Annotated in this window: 26 protein-coding genes, 1 tRNA gene and 1 pseudogene; 10 read left to right on the forward strand and 18 right to left on the reverse strand. The window is 36.6% G+C overall.

The window, feature by feature from the left end:
* Positions 1 to 345 precede the first annotated feature (345 nt).
* The gene (locus tag BN3326_RS10555; protein WP_069999150.1) at positions 346 to 813 is read left to right on the forward strand and encodes a 3'-5' exonuclease family protein; all 468 of its coding nucleotides are present in this window, start codon (positions 346 to 348) and stop codon (positions 811 to 813) included.
* Between the two features lie 22 nt (positions 814 to 835).
* On the opposite strand, the gene BN3326_RS10560 is transcribed toward BN3326_RS10555, so the two are convergent.
* From BN3326_RS10560 to BN3326_RS10570, 3 genes are all read right to left on the reverse strand, one after another.
* Positions 836 to 1,417, reverse strand: a complete 582-nt coding sequence (locus BN3326_RS10560; protein WP_069999151.1) for a helix-turn-helix domain-containing protein — start codon at positions 1,415 to 1,417, stop codon at positions 836 to 838.
* A gap of 185 nt (positions 1,418 to 1,602) precedes the next feature.
* Positions 1,603 to 2,820, reverse strand: coding sequence for a hypothetical protein (locus tag BN3326_RS10565; RefSeq protein ID WP_069999152.1), 1,218 nt, complete (start codon positions 2,818 to 2,820; stop codon positions 1,603 to 1,605).
* A gap of 113 nt (positions 2,821 to 2,933) precedes the next feature.
* Positions 2,934 to 3,007 (reverse strand) — tRNA-Pro (locus BN3326_RS10570).
* 202 nt (positions 3,008 to 3,209) lie between these two features.
* Between BN3326_RS10570 and BN3326_RS10575 the strand changes: the two genes are divergently transcribed.
* A complete protein-coding gene (locus BN3326_RS10575) occupies positions 3,210 to 4,493 on the forward strand; it encodes an amidohydrolase family protein (protein ID WP_069999153.1) in 1,284 nt (427 codons plus the stop codon).
* A gap of 170 nt (positions 4,494 to 4,663) precedes the next feature.
* Positions 4,664 to 5,071 (forward strand): GreA/GreB family elongation factor, encoded by a 408-nt coding sequence (locus tag BN3326_RS10580; RefSeq protein WP_069999154.1) that lies wholly within the window; start codon positions 4,664 to 4,666, stop codon positions 5,069 to 5,071.
* A 68-nt stretch (positions 5,072 to 5,139) separates the two neighbouring features.
* On the opposite strand, the gene BN3326_RS10585 is transcribed toward BN3326_RS10580, so the two are convergent.
* Positions 5,140 to 6,072 carry an oxidoreductase gene (locus BN3326_RS10585; RefSeq protein WP_069999155.1) on the reverse strand — a complete coding sequence of 311 codons (933 nt, stop codon included), beginning with the start codon at positions 6,070 to 6,072 and terminating at the stop codon, positions 5,140 to 5,142.
* Positions 6,073 to 6,264: 192 nt separating this feature from the next.
* Here BN3326_RS10585 and BN3326_RS10590 point away from each other — a divergent pair, with 192 nt between their 5' ends.
* From BN3326_RS10590 to BN3326_RS10605, 4 genes are all read left to right on the forward strand, one after another.
* A complete protein-coding gene (locus tag BN3326_RS10590; protein WP_069999156.1) occupies positions 6,265 to 6,822 on the forward strand; it encodes a TetR/AcrR family transcriptional regulator in 558 nt (185 codons plus the stop codon).
* Positions 6,823 to 6,965: 143 nt separating this feature from the next.
* Positions 6,966 to 7,346, forward strand: a complete 381-nt coding sequence (locus tag BN3326_RS10595) for an RrF2 family transcriptional regulator (RefSeq protein ID WP_069999157.1) — start codon at positions 6,966 to 6,968, stop codon at positions 7,344 to 7,346.
* Between the two features lie 97 nt (positions 7,347 to 7,443).
* Complete coding sequence (locus tag BN3326_RS10600) at positions 7,444 to 8,046, forward strand: class I SAM-dependent methyltransferase (RefSeq protein ID WP_069999160.1); 603 nt, start codon at positions 7,444 to 7,446, stop codon at positions 8,044 to 8,046.
* Positions 8,047 to 8,049: 3 nt separating this feature from the next.
* A complete protein-coding gene (locus tag BN3326_RS10605) occupies positions 8,050 to 9,441 on the forward strand; it encodes an MATE family efflux transporter (protein ID WP_069999404.1) in 1,392 nt (463 codons plus the stop codon).
* A gap of 238 nt (positions 9,442 to 9,679) precedes the next feature.
* Here the strand turns inward: BN3326_RS10605 and BN3326_RS21220 are convergent, their stop codons facing one another.
* Together BN3326_RS21220 and BN3326_RS10610 are read right to left on the reverse strand one after the other, a co-directional pair.
* Positions 9,680 to 9,988: a hypothetical protein gene (locus BN3326_RS21220; RefSeq protein WP_242875985.1), complete on the reverse strand. Its 309-nt coding sequence runs from the start codon at positions 9,986 to 9,988 to the stop codon at positions 9,680 to 9,682.
* A 74-nt stretch (positions 9,989 to 10,062) separates the two neighbouring features.
* Positions 10,063 to 10,665, reverse strand: a pseudogene (locus tag BN3326_RS10610) (NAD(P)H-dependent oxidoreductase).
* Between the two features lie 139 nt (positions 10,666 to 10,804).
* Between BN3326_RS10610 and BN3326_RS10615 the strand changes: the two are divergent.
* A complete protein-coding gene (locus BN3326_RS10615) occupies positions 10,805 to 11,152 on the forward strand; it encodes a winged helix-turn-helix transcriptional regulator (RefSeq protein WP_069999162.1) in 348 nt (115 codons plus the stop codon).
* Between the two features lie 546 nt (positions 11,153 to 11,698).
* On the opposite strand, the gene BN3326_RS10620 is transcribed toward BN3326_RS10615, so the two are convergent.
* From BN3326_RS10620 to BN3326_RS10675, 12 genes are all read right to left on the reverse strand, one after another.
* Positions 11,699 to 13,057, reverse strand: a complete 1,359-nt coding sequence (locus BN3326_RS10620) for a YjiH family protein (RefSeq protein ID WP_069999164.1) — start codon at positions 13,055 to 13,057, stop codon at positions 11,699 to 11,701.
* A 192-nt stretch (positions 13,058 to 13,249) separates the two neighbouring features.
* Positions 13,250 to 13,816, reverse strand: a complete 567-nt coding sequence (locus BN3326_RS10625) for a helix-turn-helix domain-containing protein (RefSeq protein ID WP_330389706.1) — start codon at positions 13,814 to 13,816, stop codon at positions 13,250 to 13,252.
* Positions 13,817 to 14,100: 284 nt separating this feature from the next.
* Positions 14,101 to 14,565 (reverse strand): DUF6530 family protein, encoded by a 465-nt coding sequence (locus tag BN3326_RS10630; RefSeq protein WP_171903814.1) that lies wholly within the window; start codon positions 14,563 to 14,565, stop codon positions 14,101 to 14,103.
* Positions 14,562 to 14,906, reverse strand: a complete 345-nt coding sequence (locus tag BN3326_RS10635; protein ID WP_069999169.1) for a GIY-YIG nuclease family protein — start codon at positions 14,904 to 14,906, stop codon at positions 14,562 to 14,564. The genes BN3326_RS10630 and BN3326_RS10635 overlap by 4 nt, the downstream gene beginning before the upstream one ends.
* Positions 14,907 to 15,086: 180 nt before the next feature.
* Positions 15,087 to 15,788 carry a transglutaminase-like domain-containing protein gene (locus BN3326_RS10640; protein ID WP_069999171.1) on the reverse strand — a complete coding sequence of 234 codons (702 nt, stop codon included), beginning with the start codon at positions 15,786 to 15,788 and terminating at the stop codon, positions 15,087 to 15,089.
* Positions 15,789 to 15,821: 33 nt separating this feature from the next.
* Complete coding sequence (locus tag BN3326_RS10645; protein ID WP_207646333.1) at positions 15,822 to 16,544, reverse strand: helix-turn-helix transcriptional regulator; 723 nt, start codon at positions 16,542 to 16,544, stop codon at positions 15,822 to 15,824.
* Positions 16,545 to 16,631: 87 nt separating this feature from the next.
* The gene (locus BN3326_RS10650) at positions 16,632 to 17,969 is read right to left on the reverse strand and encodes a methyl-accepting chemotaxis protein (protein ID WP_069999178.1); all 1,338 of its coding nucleotides are present in this window, start codon (positions 17,967 to 17,969) and stop codon (positions 16,632 to 16,634) included.
* A 633-nt stretch (positions 17,970 to 18,602) separates the two neighbouring features.
* Positions 18,603 to 19,778: an MBL fold metallo-hydrolase gene (locus tag BN3326_RS10655; RefSeq protein WP_069999179.1), complete on the reverse strand. Its 1,176-nt coding sequence runs from the start codon at positions 19,776 to 19,778 to the stop codon at positions 18,603 to 18,605.
* Positions 19,779 to 19,826: 48 nt separating this feature from the next.
* Positions 19,827 to 21,170, reverse strand: coding sequence for a TRAP transporter substrate-binding protein DctP (gene dctP, locus BN3326_RS10660; protein WP_069999183.1), 1,344 nt, complete (start codon positions 21,168 to 21,170; stop codon positions 19,827 to 19,829).
* 71 nt (positions 21,171 to 21,241) lie between these two features.
* The gene (locus BN3326_RS10665; RefSeq protein ID WP_069999185.1) at positions 21,242 to 21,940 is read right to left on the reverse strand and encodes a TVP38/TMEM64 family protein; all 699 of its coding nucleotides are present in this window, start codon (positions 21,938 to 21,940) and stop codon (positions 21,242 to 21,244) included.
* An 8-nt stretch (positions 21,941 to 21,948) separates the two neighbouring features.
* On the reverse strand, positions 21,949 to 22,506 hold the full coding sequence (gene pssA, locus BN3326_RS10670) for a CDP-diacylglycerol--serine O-phosphatidyltransferase (RefSeq protein ID WP_069999186.1): 558 nt from the start codon (positions 22,504 to 22,506) through the stop codon (positions 21,949 to 21,951).
* Entirely contained in the window at positions 22,503 to 23,135 is a 633-nt protein-coding gene (locus BN3326_RS10675; protein ID WP_069999187.1) for a phosphatidylserine decarboxylase family protein, read from the reverse strand. The genes pssA and BN3326_RS10675 overlap by 4 nt, the downstream gene beginning before the upstream one ends.
* A gap of 282 nt (positions 23,136 to 23,417) precedes the next feature.
* On the opposite strand from BN3326_RS10675, the gene BN3326_RS10680 reads away from it, so the two are divergent.
* Positions 23,418 to 24,101, forward strand: coding sequence for a response regulator transcription factor (locus BN3326_RS10680; RefSeq protein ID WP_069999189.1), 684 nt, complete (start codon positions 23,418 to 23,420; stop codon positions 24,099 to 24,101).
* Positions 24,079 to 25,467, forward strand: coding sequence for a sensor histidine kinase (locus BN3326_RS10685; RefSeq protein ID WP_069999191.1), 1,389 nt, complete (start codon positions 24,079 to 24,081; stop codon positions 25,465 to 25,467). The genes BN3326_RS10680 and BN3326_RS10685 overlap by 23 nt, the downstream gene beginning before the upstream one ends.
* Positions 25,468 to 25,630 lie beyond the last annotated feature (163 nt).

The following is a 25,630-nucleotide window of genomic DNA, read 5'->3' on the forward strand; positions in this document are numbered from 1 at the left end:
TTTAATTACAGCAAAATAATCATAAGTAAATAATAATAATTATTATTTACTTATGATTATAGCATAAATATTTAAATATACAATATCTTATAAAATATTTTATTCAATTCTTTTAAATGCATGAGTATTATATTTCTTTATCTTTACATTTATAAATTTTTCTTTTATACTTCCTAATAAATATGAGCTAAAAAAATTATTAGATTCTTGAAAGATTTATAGAGAAACAATCTATAAACTTGCGTTATTCATTGATCTAAAGTTGTTTCTCAGAATGATTTCACATCACATATTATCGTGAATAACTAAAATTTAAAGATGTGAAATCTATAGAAAGGCGGTAAAATGAAAATTAAATTCATCCTCCATCTTGATGATTTTATTCCCTATATAGAAAAATTATCAGCTGCTAAAGTTATTGCTGTAGATACAGAAACTACAGGCCTGGATCCCCATATACACCAAATACGTCTTATTCAATTAGCTGCCGAATGTCTTCCTGTACTGGTTATAGATTGTTTCTCATTTCTTCCAGATGGCCTCACAGCATTAAAACATATTTTGTCAAACTCAGCCGTAAAGATATTTCAAAATGCAAAATTTGATCTCCAATTTTTTATGCCACTTGAAATCTATCCACCCTCTATTTTTGATACGATGCTTGCCGCCCAACTTCTTCGCAGTTCTGGGGGGCCTGTTCGTGCCAATTTAGAGCTATTGGCAAAATACTATTTAAACGAGGACTTGAATAAAAAAGAACAAAAAAGTGATTGGAGTAAAGATTTTACATCCATTCACTTGGACGATTCATGATCCTTTATCCCGTGATTATGCATTATTCGCTCACCCACAATCCATGCTGACTACAGTAAAAATAAATTTTTTTACCATACATTTTTGGAAATCGAACTTCTCCACCTTGCTCTGGATATAACTTAATTAAAAGTACTCTATCTCCAAAAACGTAGGCTATAAAACTAAGATAATGTTTCTTATTCATTTCATGCTTAAAGGTAACATAGAAATCATCTTCTACTTCCTCCACAACTATTTTGTGTATATCATCAGCTGGCTTTGGGATAAGTGGCACAAGTTTGCGCCCACAGCAAGAAACTTGTGCTTCTCCTGTTGCACTCAGCATGTTTTCGCAGTTTGGGCACACATAAAACTTAATTTTTCTCATGTTTCCTCCATCTGTATCATTAGGTTCCAAATTGCCTAATAATATCTTCTCAATGTTTACACCTAATACTTCTGAGAGCTCTTGAAGCAAGGATACATCTGGGCAACCTAGGCCTCGCTCCCACTTTGAAATGGCTTTATCACTAATATTTATTGCCTCGGCAAGTTGTTTCTGAGTCATGCCTTTTTCTTTACGTAATCCAAATATTAGCTTTCCAACTTTATTGCAATCCACACTGCTCACCTCCATATATTAAGAATACGCACATATGAATTAAATTTCAATAAACGTTCCGTAGAGTTCTAATGTAATTTCATACCCATTTTCTATATCTCATATGACAGTGTTTGATATGATGAGTTATAAATTAAAAGGCCCCTATACCTTTATTGTGAAAGGATATAGCGACCTTCTTAACCCTATTTATAATGCACTGCCAAAATCAAAAATTGGCTTACAGGTGTATTCATTTGCGTATGCTTTTTGTATTTATTAATTAAAACCTCACTTACTTCATATTTAGAAGCTACTCCAAGTCTTGACTTATACTCCAACTCACCTGTTTGTCTATCATAAACGGCAAGGATGACGGTTCCAATACTAGCATCAATATTTTCGGTTCTTTTTATATCAGGAAATATAATTGCTATTTGCTCATCATCCCTATCACAATTAAAGAGAAAATCTAGCACCTCTGAGTCTTGAGACACCGCTTCCTCTGGAATTGGTAGTAAAACTTTACTTTTTTCTTCAAAAGTATTCATGTCAAACTCATATAGCACCAAGAGATTATTGCTTCCATGATTTATAAGAACAAAAAAGCTACTCTTAGACTTTTGCGCCTGAACAACCTGTGAATTCTGAAAAACTCTACAATTTAAAGACTTTTCTTCCGCAAGGTCATAGACGGCAATCACCGCATCACTGTCTTTTTTAATATTCGTTTCTGCAAAATAAAGGAGATTATCTCGTATCCAAATAGTACTCGGCTTAAATACGAATCCGCTTAGACTATGGGATTTATCTGTTTGTCCGCTCAGTTGTTGCCAAGTAAAACTATAAACAACCTCTTCTCTACTTTTCTTGTTCACCTTGGTTATATAAACTGTGTCTTTTTCCTCTTCATAAGATACAATGAACAAGCTTTCCTTATCAGAAAAGACAGTTGAACAAGGAACTGTGTAGGTATCCTTTACTTTTAATTCATACTCAAAAATGACATTGTATTTCTGATCCAATTCGATAATAAGAATTGTAGCACCACTGTCAGAGTAATAAATGGCCAGAATACCCTCTTCTATGTAGCTTATCTCTAAAAGCTTTTTAGACGATAAGGACTTTAATAAATCATAAGTTTCTTTTGGGACAATATCATTGTAAGATTGCCAGTATTCATTACTCACAAATGTTGCAGAGCCGTCTTCATTCAATTCATAATTACAAACAAAATTATAAACTCCGTTTAAAGTTTTATCGACACTAATTTCTCCCAAAAAAGTTCCCTTATTTAGCAGAATATCGTTTGTAACCTTTGGCGGAAACAAAATTTTATCTTTGCCAAAATCGTATATGATTATCCCTATTCCAACAAAAATCATAAAAGTCACTACCATTAATAAGATCCATTTTTTTTTCAAACTTTCACCTCCCCAAGTATCAATAGGCCTGTCTTTAAGTCTATCACGAATAAAATAAAAAATCAGGCCGAAACAGATATATTTCCCCATCCATTTCAGCCTAATAATTTTAATCGAGGTGACTGGATTTGAACCAGCGGCCTCTGCGTCCCGAACACAGCGCTCCACCAAACTGAGCCACACCTCGTTTCTTATTTATTTTCCTTTATATAATATAAAAAGTCAATAAAAAGCCATCGATTTCTTTCGACAGGTTAATATAAAAAGAAGCCTTTCTAATTAATTTTACTTTACAATTTTCAAAATTAACCCTACTATAGAATATAATCGTTTTTGGAAATTAAAATTTATGATATAAATTGAAATGATAAAAGAAAAGGCGTGATAAAATGACATCTAACAAATCGTTTATTTTAAAAGGTGATATTATTTACAGTAAGAACCCCTGTGAGATTATTACTCATCAAAATGCCTATCTTGTTTGCGTTAATGGCGAAGTAGAGGGGATATATCCTACTATACCAAAGCATTTTTTACAGCTCCCATTAAGCATTCATGAGGGATGTCTTATAATACCTGGATTAGTTGATTTACACCTTCATGCTCCCCAATATGCATTCCGCGCACTTAGCATGCATTTGCAGCTCATTGATTGGCTGGATCAAGTTGCCTTTCCAGAAGAAGCTAAGTATAGTCAACTGGACTACGCAAAAGAATCCTATGAAATTTTTGCAAAGGATTTGAAAAAAAGTGCTACTACAAGAGCTTGCATTTTTGCTACCCTTCATAAAGAATCAACTATCCTTTTAATGGATTTATTAGAACAAACTGGCCTTAAATGTATGGTGGGAAAAGTTAATATGGATAGAAATAGTTCCCCCTATTTACAAGAAAGTACAGCGGAATCTATTACCAATACTTTTGAATGGATAAATTTTGTTAAAGACCGTTATCAAAATACTTCTCCTATTATTACTCCTAGATTTCTTCCATCTTGTACTGATACCTTAATGAAAGAACTCGGTAAAATGTGCAGGGAATTTCAATTACCGCTACAATCTCATCTATCAGAAAACAAAAGGGAAATAGCCTGGGTAAAAAGCCTCTGCCCTACAGCTAAAAATTATTCTGATGCTTATTTACAGTTAGGTGCTTTTGGTGGAGAAACCTCAACGATCATGGCCCATTGTGTTCATTTATCAGAAGAAGAAATAGCACTTATAAAACAAAGAAATGTATATATTGCTCATTGCCCTTCTTCAAATACCAATATATTATCTGGTATTGCACCGACAAAACGTTATATGAACGCTGGACTTAATATGGGGATAGGCTCTGACATAGGCGGAGGAGATAATCTTTCTATTTTTCGTACAATAACAGAAGCCATTAAAGTATCTAAATTACATACCTGCTTAATTGATCCCGCAACACCACCTATTACAAGTATAGAAGCCTTCTATCTTGCAACAAAAGGTGGCGGCAGCTTTTATGGCAAAGTAGGAAGCTTTGAAAAGGGTTATGAATTTGACGCGCTTATCATTGATGAGCGTAGATGGAAGCATCCTCGTGGCTACAGCTTGATTGAACGTTTAGAAAGGGTCATTTATGCTTCTGAGGACAGTGATATTGTTGCCAAATATTGTGCTGGAACTCAAATCATACTTGAGTAACATACGCTGTAAGCATCATCCATTATTGACATTGACTGTAATACAAGCTATACTGGTACCATTATATACTATAGGCATTTCCCTTATTCGCTTTGGGAAGTGCCTTTTGTACTACTTAAAGAATGATCAATAGGATCATCTTAAAAATGTCATTTTAGGAGGATATAGCAATGTCTCGACAAATATTTATAACGCAATCTGACAAGGATAGATTATTAGAGCTAATTTATAAAGCCAAATATGAAGACCTTAAGGATAACTTAGGTCTTCAAGAGCTTGAAGCAGAAATAAATCGAGCTGTTGTCACAAGTGTTGATCAATTGCCAGCTAATGTTATTACGATGAATACAAAGGTCATCTTGCTAATTGAAGATGCCGAAGAAGAATTTACGCTCGTCTATCCAAACGAAGCTGATATTTTGCAAAATAAGATATCTGTATTATCACCTATTGGAACTGCTATTCTTGGTTATAGTGAAGGCAGTGTCATAGAATGGAAAGTACCAGACGGCATAGTACTAATTGAGGTAAAGAAAGTGCTCTTTCAGCCAGAAGCTCTAGGCCTTTATCATTTATAACTGCAAATGGGGCTATCCTGTCAAAATCTATATATATTAATTGTTTTAAATGATCTGAGTTTAAACTATTAAATAAACTTAACGTTTGTTATCTTCTCAGATTCCTCCCAAAGCTTTGAAGCAACTTCAGTATCTTTTGCCTGTGGTGCAATTTTAGCTATCTTAGGATACCCTCTCGTCTCATTCATTCGGGAAGGGCCGTAATATGTACCACCGATTGCCTCTTCCGCTGTGGCAGCATAAAGAGTAGGCCATGCGCCATGAGCTGCTGGCTGAAATAAAATCGGTCCAAATAAACGTCGAATGATGCCTGCCGGACTATTCTTTCCGGCTCCATTGGGGATTAGTTCCGTCCTTGAAATCCCCGGATGTGCACCCATACTGGTAATCCCCCAGCCATTCTTATCACTTCGTCGCTGTAATTCGAGCGCAAACATGAGGCATGCAAGTTTTGACTGCGAGTAGGTTTCCATTGGTTTGTAATGGTGTTCTGATTGAAAATCATCGAAGTTTATAGCTCCTGAGAGGTGAGCTATACTGCTCAAAGTAATCACCCGCGGCTTATTTCCTCTTTGCAGAAGAGGAAGCAACTGTGCCGTTAATGCAAAATGCCCCAGATAGTTTGTTCCCATTTGCAGTTCAAATCCATCTTTTGTAACCATACGGTGAGGCGGAGTCATTACCGCTGCATTGTTTACAAGAATATCTAAACTTTTGCGCTCTGCCCTTATCCGTTCACCAAATGCTCTTATAGATGCAAGATCTGCAAGGTCGAGTTTTTCAAAACGTATATTTCCAGCAGGATTTATTTTATTAGTCTTTCTTATTGCTTCTTCTCCCTTATCCTGATTTCGCCCCGCCAGTATAACATCAGCTCCTGCTCGGGTCATCTCCAATGCTGTTTCATAGCCAATTCCACCAGTTCCTGTAATAACAACAGAGCGGCCTTTTTGTGAAGGAATATCCGCTGCGGTCCAATGACGCTTTATATTTTCTGCCATAATAAATTCTCCTTAACATTTAATAATATAAAATACTGCCAATCTGCTAACTTCATAGCCAACCCTTCACCTATGTGAAACTTTGCACACTTGCGCAACTTATTGATTTGAATTATAATATACTTCAGAGAGCAAATCAACACGATTGACATAAGTTATACATAATTTAAAATGTGTGAAAGTAGGTCTACTATGATAAACACCCGTGAGAATCCAGCATCTACTCGTTCGAAAATGTATTTGACTGCAGCATTACTAGAACTTATGGATGAGAAAAGTTATGAGAGCATATCTATCAAAGAGCTTACAGACAGGGCGAAACTCTCGAGACGTACGTTTTATACAAATTTTGAAACAAAAGAAGACATCCTTAAATATCATATTGATACACTAGTCCGTGAATATATTGAGATACTACAGACATATGAGTGTTTGACACCCAGAGATATAGCTAAAGAATATTTTAGCTTCTGGTTCTCCCATAGAAATCTGCTCTACCTTTTAAAAAAGAACAATATTCCCGTTCTTATTAAGGCTTTTTCAGAATTTTTGAGGGATATGGACTCACTTCTCATCATTAAAGACCGCCGTTTTACGGATAGCGAACTACAATATTACGATGCAGTATTTGTGGCTGGTGGATTGTGGAATCTGCTGAATGTTTGGGTAGAAAATGACTTTGATAAGAATGATGAAGAAATGACTGATATATTTATGAAAATATTTAATAAAATATCAACGGTAATATGATATCCTTTCAATATGCCAAGCAGAAAAACCATAAGGAATAAACAGCCTATGATTAATGTCTAAAATAATGATTGACATAGCAAAATTTGTGGCCTATAATAATAGATAATTACAGTCTGTATTATCTCCAAGGAGGAGTCGCTATGAAGTATACGAAAGCAACAAATTATGCTTTGCATATCATGGTCTATTTAGTTAAGCAAGAAGGTAAAGACAATTTAAGTCTTCAGCCGCTAGCCAGTCACATGAATATATCACCTACCTACTTGTCCAAGATACTCACTCAGTTGGTCAAGGCTGACCTTATTCAGTCTGCCCCCGGGGTCAATGGAGGTTATAGTCTTAGAAAACCTAAGACTGAAATAAGCTTTTATGACGTCATTCAAGCTATTGAAGGCAGCGGAGCACTTTTCACTTGTGAAATGGATGAGAATCATGCTTGTCCTATAGAAAAGGTTATGAGAGATGCAGAAGAAAAAATGGTGAATCACCTTAAAGAGAAACTTATTGATGAGGTTGTGTAAAAAATGAGCTATAAATCTAAGCAGTAAAAGCTGCTCATTTTTTTAATACAATTATAGATAATTACAGTCTGCATTATATTTTATAGGAGGTTTTATTATGAATCATATACATCATCACAATCAACTGGATCAAAAGTTTTTAAACAAAATTGCCTTTCTAGACAGCAAGCAAAGGGAGCGTCTTATCCCACCTGAAATACTTATTAGTCAAATGCCAATTCAAAAAAATCATACTTTACTCGATGTTGGTGCCGGCTCAGGTTTTTTTACAATCCCTATGGCCCAAAGCACCTCTAGCAAAGTGTATGCTATGGATCCTGATAAACGTATGCTCAGCGTGATAGAAGATAAGGCCAAGGAAAAAGGACTTACCAATCTTGAATTAATTCAAGATTATCTTGAAAACTTAAGTATTCAAAATAATAGCATTGATTTTGTTATGGCATCTTTAATACTCCATGAAGTGAATTCACTCACAAACGCACTCTCAAAGCTATTTGAGGTGCTAAAAACAGAAGGTCACTTATTATGTCTGGAATATGAAAAGGACGACAAGGTAATAGAAGGACCACCAATGTCTATTCGTATTGGATCAGAGGAACTTCAAAAAGAATTGTCATCAACTGGCTTTGAAATTGTGAACAAGACTAAAATTAATGATGCTATATATACTGTTTTAGCAGTTAAAAAGGAGATGTAAATGATGGAGGCAAATAAAGATATCCTCATAACCATGCCAGTAAGCAGACTTTTACTTAAATTTTCACTTCCGGCTATTGGTGGTATGATTGTAAATTCCTTATATAATTTGATGGACCGAATATTTGTCGGCAGGATTGGTGGTCTTGCCATGACAGGAATAGGATTAAGTTTGCCGTTTATGATGATGCTGTCTGCCGTAAGTTCATTGGTTGGAATAGGCGCCTCAGCACTCATTTCTATTAAGCTTGGAGAAAATAATAAGGATGAAGCAAAAGGCCTGCTTGGTAATGCCATAACACTAGTCACTGGCTTGATGCTCTTAATGACACTTTTAGGACTTATTTTTAAGATACCTATACTTAAAGCATTTGGTGCCAGTGAAGCAACTCTGCCTTATGCAGTAGATTATATGACTGTCATTCTCTATGGTGCCGTATTTCAAGGCATTGGAACAGGACTAGTAAATGTGGTAAGAGCTGCCGGACATCCAGTCAAATCAATGGTAATTGTATGTGTTGGAACGGTCATTAATATTATTTTGGATCCCATTCTCATTTTCACGCTTGATATGGGCATTTCTGGTGCGGCTTGGGCAACAATCATCGCTCAACTCGTAACATCTGTCATGGTCCTACAACACTTCCTCAGTAAAAAGAGTCAAATAAAAATTGTAATGAATAAACTAAAGCTCCGCTTGGTAGCTATAAAGTCTATACTAAGTATTGGATTTGCGCCATTCGCGATGCAGTTATCCTCAGTTGTCGTCAGCATCATATCCAACAACGCACTAAAAATATATGGCGGTGATGCTGCTATAGGGGCAATGACCATCATCAACGCTGTGATGGTCCTATTCCTTATGTCGGCTATGGGGGTTACACAAGGGGCTGCACCCATCATAGGTTTTAATTTTGGTGCTAAACGTTTTGACAGGGTTAAGCAGGTGTTAAAGCTCGAGCTGATTGCTGTCTCATCGATCTGTACCATAACATTTATACTTGTTCAAGCTTTTCCTGTAATGCTTTCTGGCATCTTTACCAGTGAGCCTGAGCTTATTGCAAAGGCAAGTACTGGCATGCGTCTATTTTTATTAATGCTTCCTCTTATAAGTGCACAGATAGTGGGCGCAAGCTACTTTCAAGCTATTGGTGAAGCAAAAAAGGCAACATTTTTAGGCCTTTTAAGACAAGTGTTTTTACTGATCCCTCTACTACTCATTTTACCTCATTTCTTAGGACTAAATGGTGTATGGGGAGCAGGTACTCTGTCTGATCTTATCTCTAGCCTCATTGCCATCGTCTCTTTAAAATCAGCATTTAATCACTTGAGCAAACTCGAAAATGACTATCGATCAGCTCATATTATTCCATTGCAACAAAATATTGTCATATAATCAGAAAGAGGCTAAATTCAGTCGCATGGATCGACCAAACTTAGCCTCTTTTTATGAAATAGAAAAGTTCGTCTTGCTAGCAAGGTACCAAACTCTCCTATTTTGCACAGCTTGCATATAAAAATCGCCCATAACCTATTTCTGCTGCATTTTTCATTAATTCCCCTTTTAACCAAAGTGCAATATCGACAAAGGACCTATCTGCTAATGGCCATTTAGCACACTGCTTTATATAGTATTATAGACTATCTGGATATACCACCAAACCATGTTTAATACAATAAACATATAGTTTGCCACCATTAGTTATTGGGAATCTACAAGTTGGACTTTGCTCTGGATACAAACGATTCAAAAATACTCTGTCACTTTTAACATAAGCCGCAAAGGAAAGATAATGTTCTTTGGTCATAGGATGATCAAAGGTAATAAAGTAATCCGTATCTATTTCCTCTACTGTGCTTTTGGGTGAAATAGATGTAGCTGTAGGTAAGATATGTTCTAATTTTCTCCCGCAGCAGAAGCTAGAGGCATTTCCTGTACTCACCAGAATATTGCCACAGGAAGAACAGACATAAAAACGTACATTCTCAATGTTGCCGCTGTGTGCTTCATTTGACTTTATTTATACTTAGAGATATATTTAATAAGATCATTTGCACTTTGTTCAACCTCTTCCCTACTGATTTGAAAAGAAGCCCTAAAAACAGCAAAGTATGGCAGTGCAGTTGCCCCAATATGAGCTGTAGTGGCTTTAAACGGTATGATAATTTCATCTACTGAGAATCCTACTGAGCCTGTATGTGAGTAACTTTCTTCCTTATCCCCAATTGACATTGCCATTCCAATCTTTTTTCCTTTTAGCTTATCCCCATTTGAACCATATGCCCATCCGTGAGTAAAAACATCATCCAGCCATTTTTTTAATAAGGGTGGGTAACTGTACCAATACACAGGAAACTGCAAAATAACAAAATCACTACTCTCTAATAATCGCTGTTCTGTTTCAATATTAATATTTCAATCAGGATATTCCTCATAAAGCTCATGAATAATAATGTCGTTTGGGTACTTCTCTAATTCCTCTTTCCATCTTTTGTTTACATTTGAATGACTAATATCAGGATGAGCTAAAATTACAAGAGTCTTCATTAAAATCACTAATCCTTTCTTTTTCCTATGATTTTCACCTTTACTTAAAATCCGCCGAACCCATTGGATCATTTGAAATTAAGTTTATAATTATTATCTGCTAAAAAATATTTACTGTAAATACACACAATAAAGTCAGTAAATACTTACTTTAAAGTGTGTATTACTATGGATTAAGCTGATATAGTATAATTAAGTTGGAGGTGGTATTTTGAAGCAATATAATTTAGGAATTGAAGCAACTCTTGAAATCCTTGGCGGCAAATGGAAAGCTTTAATAGTATGTCTGCTTATGTCCGGTACCAAAAGGACCAGTGAACTCGAACGCCTTATTCCGGATATCTCTCAAAAAGTACTTATACAGCAGCTTCGTGAATTAGAAAGAGATGGGATCATCGGAAGAATAAAATATCCTCAAATGCCTCCCAAGGTTGAATATTATGTTACCGAATACGGCAAAACAGCAAATAAAATTATTGATGTAATGTGTACCTGGGGGCGAGAAAATATTATGCTCAGAAAAAAACAGGGAGAAGATATTACTTTATTAGAAAAATAACCAATTTATAGTTTTAAAATCCTTATTTTGCTGGTCTTTGTTATAGCCTAGATAAATAATCATACAATTTTTCCATGGTCAAGCTGATTTCCTTATTTTTCACAAATGCAGACAAAGCTGTAATTGGAGGATTCTCCAACAAGCTAATAATAGGCTCAATCGGCTGTTCAAAGGCTTCCATTGTACCATTTGTTTGTACGGCCCCCGGACGGATTGAATAAAATATACCCCTGTGGTAATCAAAGGGGAGGTGGAATGAATAAATCCCCCTAGCTTTCTATGAAGCATTCCCTTTTACTTTATGCAAAGTATTCCTTAATACAGCTGCCCAAGTAAAATTTTGTTAGTTAAATTCCAACAAAGAACTCCATACAAAAAAGTAGGTTTAATCCCTATCAAAGGATAAACCTACTTTCTTATCAAATATTTCCTGCTTATTTATAACGTCATTCCATAACATAGTGGATTGATTCCGCAGTAATAGTGTTTGCGTGAAAAGCTAGCCAGCAGACATTACATCCAAAAACCCGAGTGGTGCCTGGTACCCTAAATAAAAGATATTATACCTAAAGAAGCTAAAATATTCGTTATAACTATTAATATCGGTATAGATATCATTGTTCTAAAAATAAATACTTTGATTACATCCCAAAAGCTCAAACCTATTTTGCTTTTAACTAAAATCATTCCAGTCTCAGACATAAATACTAACTGAGTAAATGCTAATACGCCAATAAAAAATCTGGAAGCTTCAGAAGGTGATCCACTGGTAAATAAAGCTGGTAAATACATATCAGCAAACCCAGCAACCGATGCAGGGGCCATGACTGCTGCTACCTCTTTACTATATCCTATTAAAGTATATAAAGGTACAAGTGGTGCACTAATAATATTAAAAAACTCGGTATATTCTGCCACTACCAGTGCTAATGTTCCCACCGCCATAATAATAGGTAAAAAACCAACATATATATTTATAATATTTTTTAACGCATCAATGATTACTTTTCCAATCTTGGCATCTCCTGCCTGCTTTATAGCAGACTCATATGCATGATTAAAAACAGTTTTACCTTGTGGAATTTCAATTCTATTTGGAGTTACTCCTTCATAATAAGTTGGGGGAAATTTCTTAAGCGGCATTCTTGATGTAATAAAAGCCAATATAACTGTTACTAATGCAATAGATCCATAAAATATTGGGAAAATATGTCCAAAGCCTAGTTCTTCAGCTACTGCAGAAGCGAATGCAATCCCTACAATAGAAAAACTAGTTGCTATTATATAAGCTTCTCTCTTGTTATAGTATCCCCTTTGATATTGGTTGTCCGTTACCACGATACCAATTGTACCATCACCAACAAAGGAAGCGATAGCATCGATAGTTGAATAGCCTGGTACTTTAAATAACTTTTCAACTACAGCACCTAATAAAATCCCTATAAACTCAACAATACCAAAATGTGTTAATAATGGAAGAGCCATAATCCCAACAAAGAATGTTATATAAAGTGTGGTTAAAAGACCATCCGCTCCTGCCATTAGCCCCCCAGTATTCCCATCTAAAATCACGCCCGCAAACCCATAGTTTGCAAACCAACTATTAATTACCATAAGATATAAGAATGAGCCAAGCACTCTTAATATAGCGTTCAAAGGTGATGTTTTAAACACAGAATTAACAAACTTACTTTTTGAAGAGTAAAATGCAAAAAGTACAGTGGTAATTAATACGATCCATGCGCAAATAATCGTAAATCCAATAAATAACTCCAGTGTATTATCCGTAACAAAATTCACTATATGTGAAATAGCTATCTTACTTTCTCCATTAATATTAAAAGGCATGAGAAAAAAAACAAATCCAAAAATAGATAAAAATATAAACTTCAACTTATCTATCATATTTACACCCTCCATTTTGATTTAACTTTGATGCACATCCTGTAGAATAACATAGACTATAGAGGGTTGCAATATTTTTTCGTATATTTTGTCGATATTTAGTGGAGGTATTCGAATTTTTTGCAGCTTGCATATAAAAACCTAGCGGGACCTATCTGCTAATGGCCATTTAGCGTCCTGATCCATATAGCATTACAAACTATCTGAATATACCACCAAACCATGTTTAATACAATAAACATATAGTTTGCCACCATTAGTTATTGGGAATCTACAAGTTGGACTTTGCTCTGGATACAAACGATTCAAAAATACTCTGTCACTTTTAACATAAGCCGCAAAGGAAAGATAATGTTCTTTGGTCATAGGATGATCAAAGGTAATAAAGTAATCCGTATCTATTTCCTCTACTGTGATTTTGGGTGCAATAGATGCAGCTGTAGGTAAGATATGTTCTAATTTTCTTCCGCAGCAGAAGATAGAGGCGCTTCCTGTACTCACCAGAATATTGCCACAGGAAGGACAGACATAAAATCGGACTTTGTCAATGTTGCCGCTGTCTGGTTTGTTTGAAGTAATCTCGCCTTCCATCATCTGTGTCATATCTACACCGAAAATAGCAGATAGTTCCGGCCACAGAGATAGGTCTGGGCACCCTAAACCACATTCCCATTTGGAAACTGTTTTATTTTGAATACCTAACGCATCTGCAATATTTTTCTGTGTAAGTTTTTTCTCCTTCCGTAGACCGGCAATCAATTTCCCTATTTTCACACAATCCATAGATGCACCTCCATTTTTGCTTAGTATAACATACTTACAAAAACCTTGCGATTATTTGTACTAGTCTTGCTGGGAGCTGTTTTAAATCGGTTATATCCAATGTGTTTTCAGCGCCGTAAAGCTCACGGATAGCCTCTTTATCCTGCCCAATAGTAAATTTAAGCTGCCATCAGGTTCTAATGCGGAATTAAGGGCCACAAAACAGCAGCATCTCGAATCACTGTCGGTTCCTGAATCTCTATGATCCATCCATTTTCATTTCAATAGCACCCCAATTCTTCTAAAATATGGGTCAGTACCCGTTGTCGTTCACCAATCAATTCCCCTAATTCATTCAGGCTCTTCACAAATGTTTTAATACTCTCATTGATGTTTGGGTTATCCATACAAACCTCTATGGGTAGTACACCACCTTGTACCCCCATTCGTTCTACAGTTGGATTTTCTGGGTCGTATAAAAGCGGAAACCGATATGCCTCTTTAAAATAAAGTAATGTCCTGCACAAAAGGATCATTAAGTCAAATACTTGATGTATAGGGATCTCCTGTGCCAAATTTAGTTCCCCATTCTTATCCTGTTGCCAAATCTGTGCTGCAATCTGCATTTTTTTATTTTCTTCCAGTATTGGCATACCTAAAGTCAAACTTTTGATGTCAGAGTGATAGGCATTTCTGCCGTCTATATGGTCATAACTTTTTGACATCATAACTGTTTGCTCATTCATCTCCATATCCTCCTTGCATTAGGATCAGCTGCTAAACACTGCTGTCTTAAACTTTCTAATTCTGCGGTATGATCTTTGTGTGGATCATCATACTTTAATACTTTGATCACTGATAGTTCAAAGCTTTCTTGACCATATTTGTTCCATAGTTCCTGTAATCGTTTATTGGGATGCAAGTTGGCTCCCAACTTTACACTCGTGCTATTAAAGTCCGCTTTTGTATCTTTAGAAATACCTAAGAATACTTCACCCGTTTCTTTACATCTGTATGATATGACGCCCATTTCAGGACACCTGTTTTTATAAGCTTCTAAGAGTTCTTTTTTTCTTTTTATATCCACTTTGATCACCTCGACTTTATTATATATCTAGTTGCTCTATAAAAAAATCCACGCTCCGTAGATCAAAGAAATTCTTTAATGACTCGAAAAGATTAACAAATTAAAAACGCCGATCTGAAGGGGGCTCCCTCAATCGACGTTACGTCTGCATGCGCATTTTTCAATAGATAGTATATTGTTTTATTTTGTATTACGAATTTTTTGTAACCTTCTATTTATCTTTTTAGAAAATATTTTACTAAATAGAAACTGTTTTACTGGTGAAGAAATATTACTATGCTTTTCAAAAAAACTGTCTGGCGAGTCATAAATACCCAGATCATCTGTAATAGCAGCACTTTGACTGTAAGTATCTTTTCCAGTAAAACAAAAACTTTTGGCACACTTATCTTTGACTGCTATTGCATAACCATAATAGCCATTTTCACGTTTTTGTAGTTTCTCTTTTACTGCATTGTAGAAATCTTCATCAGGAATCACACCCTCAAGCGCTATCCAACTGTTATTATAAAATACTTCTACCCATGTATGAATGAGTTTACCAGGTGCTAACCAATAGGTTAATCCAACCAGCGCGCCCTTTTGCATACCTTTATCAATCAAAAACCCATGTACTCTTGTTGGTACCCCAACTCCTCTAAGCAGGCACATAAGCAAAATCGCCTTAGTATTGCATTGACCAAATCCCTCTCTTAGAATCTCTGAAGCCTTTAACTGGTCTTTTTCATTATAAGCAAAAATAATTTCATCTTTTACAAAATGATATATTTGCCTGATCTTTTCAAACTCATTCTTTTCATCCCATTTTCTATGGGCTATAAGGTGTTGTATCTTTGGATGACTATAATCTAATAAATAGGTTTCACCTAGGTAATCTTTCATATTACCGCCTCCTTTTATTAAATTATAAAATATCTAGTAGGTTGATACTTTCAAAAAAACGCTATCTTTTTCTAATTCTCGTGCCGACATCCCTAATGTTTTCTTACATACTGCCGCGAAATGAGAAGGACTATCAAACCCAGCCTCAAGAGCTGCCTCAGTAATACTCTTCCCATTTAATATATAAAACATTGCTTTTTGCAGCTTATGTAATACAATATACGAACTTAAACGCATTCCAGTTTCTTTTTTAAATAAATGTGATAATCGACTTTGAGATAAAAAATAATTTTTAGCCATATCATCCATGCTATGCTTAGTTCCTAAGCAATTTTTAATTTGCCTGATCAAGCTCACAATTCTTTCATCCATACTCATATCTTTTTGAATGTCTATATTTATCGTTTGCAAAAACTTTAAGAAAAACTCAAGATAGGCCTTCTTCTCTACAATAGGATAATATTGATAAAGTAAGTCTCTCACTAAATCTATTGTTTTTTCATCCATGATGTAATAGGCCTGCCCTTTCAAATATTTTTCCATGATTTGTTCAGCAATAACAGATGATGCATCTATTAAAAGTATAATCTGTGTATCTTGATTACTATAGAAGATGTGACTTTCATTTGATTTAATGATTATGCCTTTACACATTATTTCTCTTTCAGTAATCCTCACCTTAAACGCCTTATAAAAAGATACAGATATTTGAAGCATTGCATGGCTATGATGATCGGTATCCACTCGATTCGTCATTGCAGCGATATGATCGTTTCCTGCGTATATATACATTCTACTCTCCGCCATTTCTTTATTCTGCTTAGTTTCCTGTAGCAAAATAAGCTAATTGTTTTTCACTTGTACTAAACCTTCTATTGCTATCACGTCTCCCTTTTCATTAAATACAGGGAACTCTGTTATTTCTACCATACACTTTGATTTATCTTTCTTAAATAGCTCCAGTTTGTATTTAGGTTGTTGAATACCCTTTATTGAAAGTTCAGTATGTTCTGTTCCTTGCATATTTATAGGATTATCGGTAAGAAAGCTTTCAAAATTCACCATAAATTCTTCAACAGTATAACCAAGTACATCTTCTACAGATTTTGTTACATATTCAAATATTCCTTCTGTATTATGTTTATAGAATATATAGCCGTATTCTCCACTGGTACCAGCTATATTCCTCATCTGACTTACTATATGTTTTGCTGCTTCGGCGGATTGTTTAAACAAACGCTCAGCATTATTAGAAACTAACTTGCTATTGTCTATGTTTTTTAATGCCATTTCATCAACACTTTCAGAAGACGCCAGTATTTCTTGTGTTCCTGCTAATTGTTCTTCTGTAATACTGGCAATATCCTGAGTAAATTCGTTAGCAGATTTTATTTCATTTACAATGACATTAATTTGCTCTTGAACTTCATCTATTGATGCCATCATCTCTTCAAATACTTTATCTGTTTCTTTAACTGAAACTTCAACCTGACTCATGCTTTGTCTATTGGCGGTCGTATCATCTATTGCCTTTTGTGATATCTTTTCTACATTTAATATTAACCTCTCTATATTTTGGGTTGCACCTGTAACATCTTCAGCTAACTTTCTTATTTCTTGTGCCACTACTGCAAAACCTTTTCCATGTTCTCCTGCTCTTGCAGCCTCAATAGATGCGTTTAAGGCAAGTAAATTTGTCTGATTTGCAATGTTTTCTATAACCTGTATTATATTTCTAATTTCTGTAGTAGAATTTCCTACCTCTACCATTGTGTGTGATAACTCAGATATTGACCCCATTACAGTACTAACATTTTCATCTGTTTTTTTAATAGATTTTTTCCCCTGCTCTGACATCTCTACCATATGAGTAGCTTTGTTTCCAACAACTTCACTTTTTTTTGATATGCTCGCTATTATATTAGAGAGGTTCATAATACTGGTCGTAATTTCCTCAGTTCCTTTTGTAAACTCCTTAATTGTTGTAACTAATTCTGACATAGCTTCAGACTGACTTCTGGCATTAACTTCCATCTCTTCTGCAGATTCATTGGTAGAACTTACTATTTGATTAATTTCTACTATAATATGGGTCATTTGATCCAATAATTCTTTAATCCTATGATTCTTTTCCATTATAATTATATCTTTTTCATTTCTTTTTTTATTAAACTTAAGCATAATCCACACCCTTTTTCTCTAGTTTTTTATAATATCTTATCTTAATCTTTAAATTTTAAATTTTTATTTGCTATTCTACTTTTCATACCTTGTAATGGGAGTTTTTGGTACAAAGGTTGCTATCCATGAAATAACTTCCATATTAATTCAATTAATCTAATATAATCATTTTACATGATTATATTTTCAAAGTAAACTTGTGCCAAGGAGATTTAATATGGTGGTTCCCTTGAAAATAGAACAAGGGGAATTATTGAAACTTACCATAAAATAAGAGAAGCTCGTTTATAGTATGTACTTAAAAACATAATCCACGCTCTGCCCACCACATAAATGTATATAAATAAAAGCTGCCAACCAGGGGATAAATCCCTTAGTTGGCAATGAATCTTACCTTATATTAATTAATTCTCTGTCAATCGTTATACTGTCTACTTCCTCACTCAAACAGACGCCTCTTATGCCTAAAATGTTACATGCTTTTATTCTAAACTATAAAATTTACTATTTTATAATAGAAATCTTAAGAATTCTTAAAATAAAAGGCAATCTTGCTAATGCGAGGTCTGCTGAAACCGACGCACCGGAAACAATCGACGACATACCGTACATAAATTCCCAATGTAGCAGGAATCAACGCGTATTGTCAAAATCCAGCTCCCACCATAAAGAAAGAGGAATTTGCAGATCTGAATCTAATCGAACAGTTTCTCCAATTTCAGGCGCTATGATATTGACGTCTTTTTTTTTCGCCTCTATTATCGCTCGTTCTATCGGTTCTTTCCAATCATGATTTGCTAAGGTGAATGCCCCCCAATGCATTAGCATCATGTTCTTGCCACCCAAATCAAGATTGGCTTGGATTGCTTCTTCCGGTGTCATATGCATATCTGGCCACTCTCTGTCGTACTGAGCGCCTTCAATCAAAGCCATATCGAACGGCCCATATTTTGTGCCGATTTCATTAAAATGCGTTCCGTACCCTCCATCGCCGCTGATAAACAGTCGTATGTTGTTGCTTAATATGACCCAACCGCCCCACAAGGTGCTATTGGTATTAAGCTGCCTTCCAGAGAAATGTCTAGCTGGTGTCAACGCGACGGTTAACCCCTGATGTTCCGTTTCCTCCCACCAATTAAGCTCCGTGATTCTTTCCGAAGGAATGCCCCAGCGAATCAAGTGGACGCTTACACCAAGAGGAACAAAGAAATGTGCCACCTTGCTTTTTAGTTCGAGAATCGATGTGTAATCAAGGTGATCATAATGGTCATGGGTAATCAAAACAGCATCAATTGACGGCATATCATCTAAAATGGTTTCCATTATATCTGGATTGTAAGGATACCTTTTCGGCCCTGCAAAAGATACCGGCGAGGCAATCGGCCCCAACACAGGGTCAATAAGCAGCTTTTTGCTATCAATACTGATCAGAAAAGTTGAGTGTCCAAACCATGTAAGGCTATCCTCATCACTATTTATCACGTTCCAGTCTATTTCAGATACAGGAATCGGAGCTATCGGCTCAAGTTCATTTGCCGCAACCGCATTACCTTCATTTGAAACAGGGGCAATTTTAGAATCCAAATCTAAGAAATCCCAAAAGCTCAGCTCTGAAGATTCAGAACCTTCGTTAAAAAATCTCCCATTGGCGTAATTGTCATATTGCTCGAACAGCACCCTTTGTTCCTTCGACGGCTTACCACCCAAAGTCGGATATACATCCAAGAACAGAACAATCCCGATACATACTATAAGTAAAAAAATGAGAACATAAATTATGATCTTTTTTACTTTTTTCATCTTTGTCATAATTTCACCTCTTGCTTACCGTACTCTAATTTGCTTTGCCAGATAATTTTAAAAGAAGAAGTGGTCATCAAATTTCAAAATCAATCTTTCAAACCTATCTGTAGCTTCTCTGGCTGGCAGGTTATTTTTAGACATCGCAGCAAACCATACATCCCAGGCTTGTTGCGCAACTGTTTTCCACCTAGCACTTTCTCTTGCAGGAAGAAGATAATAGTTATGCTTAAGATCTACTTTTGCTTTTTTGATAGTGTTATTCACAAGTTTTTCCATTGCTGAGTTTATATTTCTTGCTGCTTCTTCACTGCAATCATCTACAACTCTTTTCAGATCAGCGGGCAGGCTTTCGTATCTGGCCTCGTTCATTGCCAGCCAATAAACAGGAGCGTAGGTATACACCTGAGTTATATACCTAGTGGCATCCCATAATTGTAAGTCGGAGATGCTGGTCAATGAAAGCAGATAACCATCCAAGATATTATTTTCCATACTTTTCCTTATTTCTGTGTCAGGTACGTTTACAGCCTGTACCCCTGCAAGCTCCATAAAGTCCGTATTAGCACCAGCTGGTACGCTGAGTCTCATGCCATCTAAGTCGTCAAGGGTCTTGATTGGCTTATTGTTGGTTCCGATTGCTGCACCGCCCCCTGAAACCTGCAGGGCAAACAGATGAACATCGTTAAATTCATTCTTGAGGCTATTGTATTCATTATAAAGATAATCAATGGCTTGTGCGCCCTCAAAGACATTTGGTACAGCAAGCATCGGCAGCGTGGTTAACTGGGTGAGCTGGTGAATTTCCGGAGTTTGGGCGCAAGTATTCCAGCCGATATCGGCCAGCCCATCGACAACGGCAGAATAGGTGTCCAGCCCTTCCACAAGGGTTTGATTAGCATATACTGTAATCTTCAGTCTGCCGTCGGATTTTTGTTCCATAGCATCAGCCCAAGCCTTAATCTCTTTGCCAAGTTCACTATTCGACAGATTGGGATGGGCCAGCTTCAGTTCAATAACATCCTTCCGTTGGGTAGTGCTGGTAGCATCTTTTGGTTGATTAGCACCGGTAGTATCTTTCGGCTGGTTAGTGCCGCTAGCATCCTTCGGTTGATTAGCGCCCATAGCATCTTTCGGCTGGCTAGTGCCGCTAGCATCCTTCGGTTGATTAGCACCGGTAGCATCTTTCGGTTGGTTAGTGTCGGTAACCTCTTTTGGTTGGTCGGTACCAGCAGCATTTTGGGGTTGACCAGCATCGGTGGCATCTTTCGGTTGGTTAGTACTAATAACCTCTTTAGGCAGGTTAGTGCCAGAATCGGTAGGCTGCGTGCTAGTGCAACCTACGGCAAGCAAAAATACCAACAGGATTCCAAAAACAATTCCTAAGGGTTTTTTAAACATAATTTGCCTCCTTTATTCTTTTTAATATTGAGTATTTGTTCGTCTTGCTTTCCCATATTACAGTCCTTGAATTAGCTCCCCCCTGTAGGCTTCTCCAGCCTGCCCAGTATTCTTTTTCTAAAAGCTAAGCCCAGTAGTAGTAAAATTGCCGTTATTCCAATTACTATATAAATGTAGTTGTAGTTTTTTTCATGAATATTCGAACCAATGGATGATGTAATAAGTATCCCAGGAATCTTTGCAACCGCAAAAATCACTAAAAACCTAACAGGTTTTATAGAAGTTAAGCCTGCCAGATAAACCAAGGTATCCTTTGGTACTCCTGGAAGCAAGAAAAGAACAAACAGAAGAATTTCTGTCTTTTTACTTTCCATTAAGAATTTAAATTTATCCATTTTTTTAGGTGAAACAAAAATATTAACAAGGGGATGTCCTATGTATCTGGATAAATAAAATATAGCTATACTGCCTATAATGGTCGCACTAAATAATAGTACAAATGAAAGAAGTGTTCCATAGATATATCCTCCGGAAATTTGAACGGCGTCACTGGGTATAAATGGAATTACCATCTGCAATATTTGAAATCCCATCAAAATGAACATTCCTAAATTTCCAGAAGACAAAATAATTGTCCTTAAATTCTCTACATTAGTGAGTAAATCAATTAATTGTGCTGAGTATTTTATGGTGATAAAAATCATGGCTGAGAGGAAAAATACTGCAAGAAAAGCTTTCTTAATAATTAAATTTTTTTTTGATTTATCCATAGATACCTCTAAATTTTCTTAAGCCGAAATTTACTGACCATTAGAAGTGATAACAAAATAATAACAACTGCTACTACTATCGAATGAATAATAGTATGCCTGTTGCTCATTATTTCAAAATGGTAGTAAATATTGAACATAGTAAGCAAGACAGCTGCAATAGGGATGGGAAGCCCTCTATAAAAATCATCAACGGTGGTTATGTTATACCTTGCCAATCTGTAAGCCCCAGCAATAGGGAATACCAATATGATCAAATAACCTACAAAACCAAGTTGAAAAAAATTAAGTTTCCACGCTATGATGGCAGGAGCGATTCCAAAGGACACCATATCCGAGAGCGAATCTAATTGTTTGCCCAGCTCAGAGGTTGCATTCATCTTTCGAGCCAAGGAGCCGTCAAATCTGTCGGCTATCGACGCAGCCAAAATTACAAAGGAAGCGGGTAACGAATAGTAACCATACGTACCGCTAACACTCATTAAGATAGCAATGACACCCAAGGTTAAATTAACTAAGGTTATTAAATTGGGTATATTGTTCTTTATTTTTCTCATATTTTTCATTTCATCACCCCTATAATAGTGGAAGCGCCTTTGACCTTATCTCCAGGCTTAACCTTAATTTCAACATTTGATGGAACTATAATCTCGGTACAGGAGCCAAACTTAATAAGTCCGAAGCGCTCTCCTTTTTCAAGGACATCCCCTTCTTTAACCCGGCAGACGATGCGTCTGGCAATGAAACCCGTTATTTGGTGAACTATTATCTTAATGCCTTCTCCTTCAATACCAATCGCATTACGCTCGTTGATTTCTGACGCATGACCTTTAAAAGCGGGTAAAAACTTACCGGGCCTGTATTTGACATACTTTACTGTACCGGCTATCGGACTTCGGTTTATATGGACATTGAACAAGGACAAAAATATGGTAACTTTAATAGCTTCGCATTTCATAAAGTCGTTTTCAACTAAAGGAGTAATGGCCATTACCTTGCCATCAGCCGGAGAAATGATATGGGTAACGTCCTGGGAATATCTCCTATGAGGATCACGGAAGAAAAAAGTGATAAAAACTGTCAAACCCAAACCTATGACTGAAACAGGTTTGTAAAGAACAAACAGGAATGCTGTAAACAAAAGACATCCGGCAATATAAATAAATCCTTCTTTTTCAATAAAAAATTTTCTCAAAATAAACCTCCTTTCACTATAGAATCATAAGCAGGAAGCACGCAAAGCTCCCTTGAATGCTATTCTATGTAATGGAGCTGATAATCATCTGATTTTAACCTTAGAATTTGCTTATAAAAAAAGTACTTATATTATAATTTGCTTATAAAAAGCACCGTATGGTAGAACGAATACAAAGTCTGATATATAATTTAAGAATGAAAATAATTTTACGATGAATATTTAATATAAAGAGCGTTGTAATAGCAATGATATTCAGGTAATTTCAAAAGGAAGGAAGCTATGCAGATGCGAATATTAATAGTTGAAGATGAGGCGGAAATTTCCCGCTTTTTAAGGTTAGAATTGAAATATGAAGGTTACGAGATTGAAGTGGCATCTGACGGGAGAACTGGGCTTGAACTTGCTCTAAACGAAGGCTTTGATTTAATCCTGCTTGATGTGTTGCTCCCTGAACTTAATGGAATTGAGGTCCTCCGCCGTCTGCGCCGTGAAAAGCATACACCAGTTATCATGCTCACAGCGCGGGACACTGTAGCGGATAAAGTAACGGGGTTAGATACCGGTGCGAACGATTACATTACAAAACCCTTTCATATTGAAGAACTGCTCGCGCGTATCCGCGCTATTACGCGTACAGGCTCGTATGAGGCTGTTGATTCAAGCGTTATTAAAATTGGCGATCTGACCTTGGATACGGTACAAAGACTCGTTACACGCAACGGGAAAAACATCGCACTGACAAAAACACAGTACGATCTTCTGGAATATCTGATGCGCAATCGGAACGTGGTAATAACGAAGGAGCAGATACTGAACAAAGTGTGGGGTTATGATTTTTTTGGCGACAGCAATGTTGTAGAGGTATATATCCGGTATGTCCGTACAAAAATCGGTGATACAAATAGTGATAAGATAATCGAAACGGTGCGAGGTGTGGGATATGTTATACGAGAAAAAGCTTAAAATAAAAAAAGGCCCGTTATCCAAGCGGTTAGCCAGAACATATGCCTCATTCTTTGCCGGGCTATTGCTTATATTAAGTGTTGCTTTATTTTTTTCTTTATTCAGCTTTCTGATCAATCGTCAAGAACAGTACATTGTCTCTACAATTGAACTTGTTTCCGAACAAATAGTGACGGAAATCAATAAGGGAGATAGCCTTGATCAAAGGACGCTGGTTGAATACAACCTCAATGGGAACTTAAATATGCTGTTCACGAATAAAGAAGGAAATGTGATCAGCCGCGTACAGAATTTCCAGGCTGACGAGGCAAGGCTGTTGCCGGCAAAAGAAAGTCCCAGGCTTCTGCTGCTGGATGGGAAACAGCTGATACTTTGTTATGAGCATTTTGTCGGTGATGATAGCACCTCATATGGTTCCTTATATTTTGTTCTTAACATGCAAACAGAGCTTGAATTTTTGAAAATGCTGGCTTTTCTGCTTATTGGTGCCAATGTCATCGGTGTATTGGCAGCGATCTACGTTGGATGGAAAACAAGCCGGAAAATGCTAGCACCTATTGATCACATGATTTCCGCCGCAAATACAATCAACAGCCAACGTCTGAACAGCCGGCTTGACGTACCCGAGGTGGAAGATGAACTACAAAAGCTATCCTTCACACTCAACAGTATGCTTGACCGCATAGAGGAAGCCTTTCACCTGCAGGGGCGTTTTGCTGCCGATGCTTCACACGAGCTGCGTACGCCGCTTTCCATATTGCAGGGAAACGCCGACCTGCTGGAGCGTTGGGGACGCAATGATCCTGCTGTGCTGGATGAGAGTATTGCATCAATCCAAAAGCAAACGACCTATATGAACAAGCTGGTAGAAAACCTACTGTTCCTCGCCCGAGGCGACAGCGGCATGCGGCAATTGAAAAAAGAGGTGTTTGACATCGGCTTGCTTCTGCATGAACTGGTGGAGGAACAATCCTCCATCGATGATGCACACCATTACCATGTAGATGCTCCCACCGGCATCATGCTGTTTGCGGACCGCAACATGATCAAGCAGCTTCTCCACGCGCTTATCGATAATAGTGCTAAATATACCCCTTCGGATGGGTGTATTAACCTGTCCTGCTCTGAGCAGGCCGATAGTATTTCCATTTCAGTTATTGATACGGGAATTGGTATGGAGCCTGAGCATCTTGCTCATGTGTTTGAGCGCTTTTACCGTGTTGATCAGGCACGCTCGCGAACAACCGGCGGTATGGGGCTTGGGCTTTCCATCGTTAAAGCCATTGTGGATGTTCACAGCGGAAAGCTCCATGCGGATAGTGAAAAAGGAAAAGGCACACGTATAACGGCTACCCTTTTAAAATAACCTATATATTAGCCAGATATTGAACACCAAGCGTATCCCATGTATTGCCGTTCTTGATATAGTGCTATTTATATAACACGTAGAAAAATTCGGATTATTATTTATTTGGATTTAGATGATTGATTTAAAGCATAAAATAACATATAGTAAGTATATAATAAAT

Origin of the sequence: Cellulosilyticum sp. I15G10I2, assembly GCF_900095725.1 — a bacterium.
Lineage (GTDB): Bacteria > Bacillota > Clostridia > Lachnospirales > Cellulosilyticaceae > FMMP01.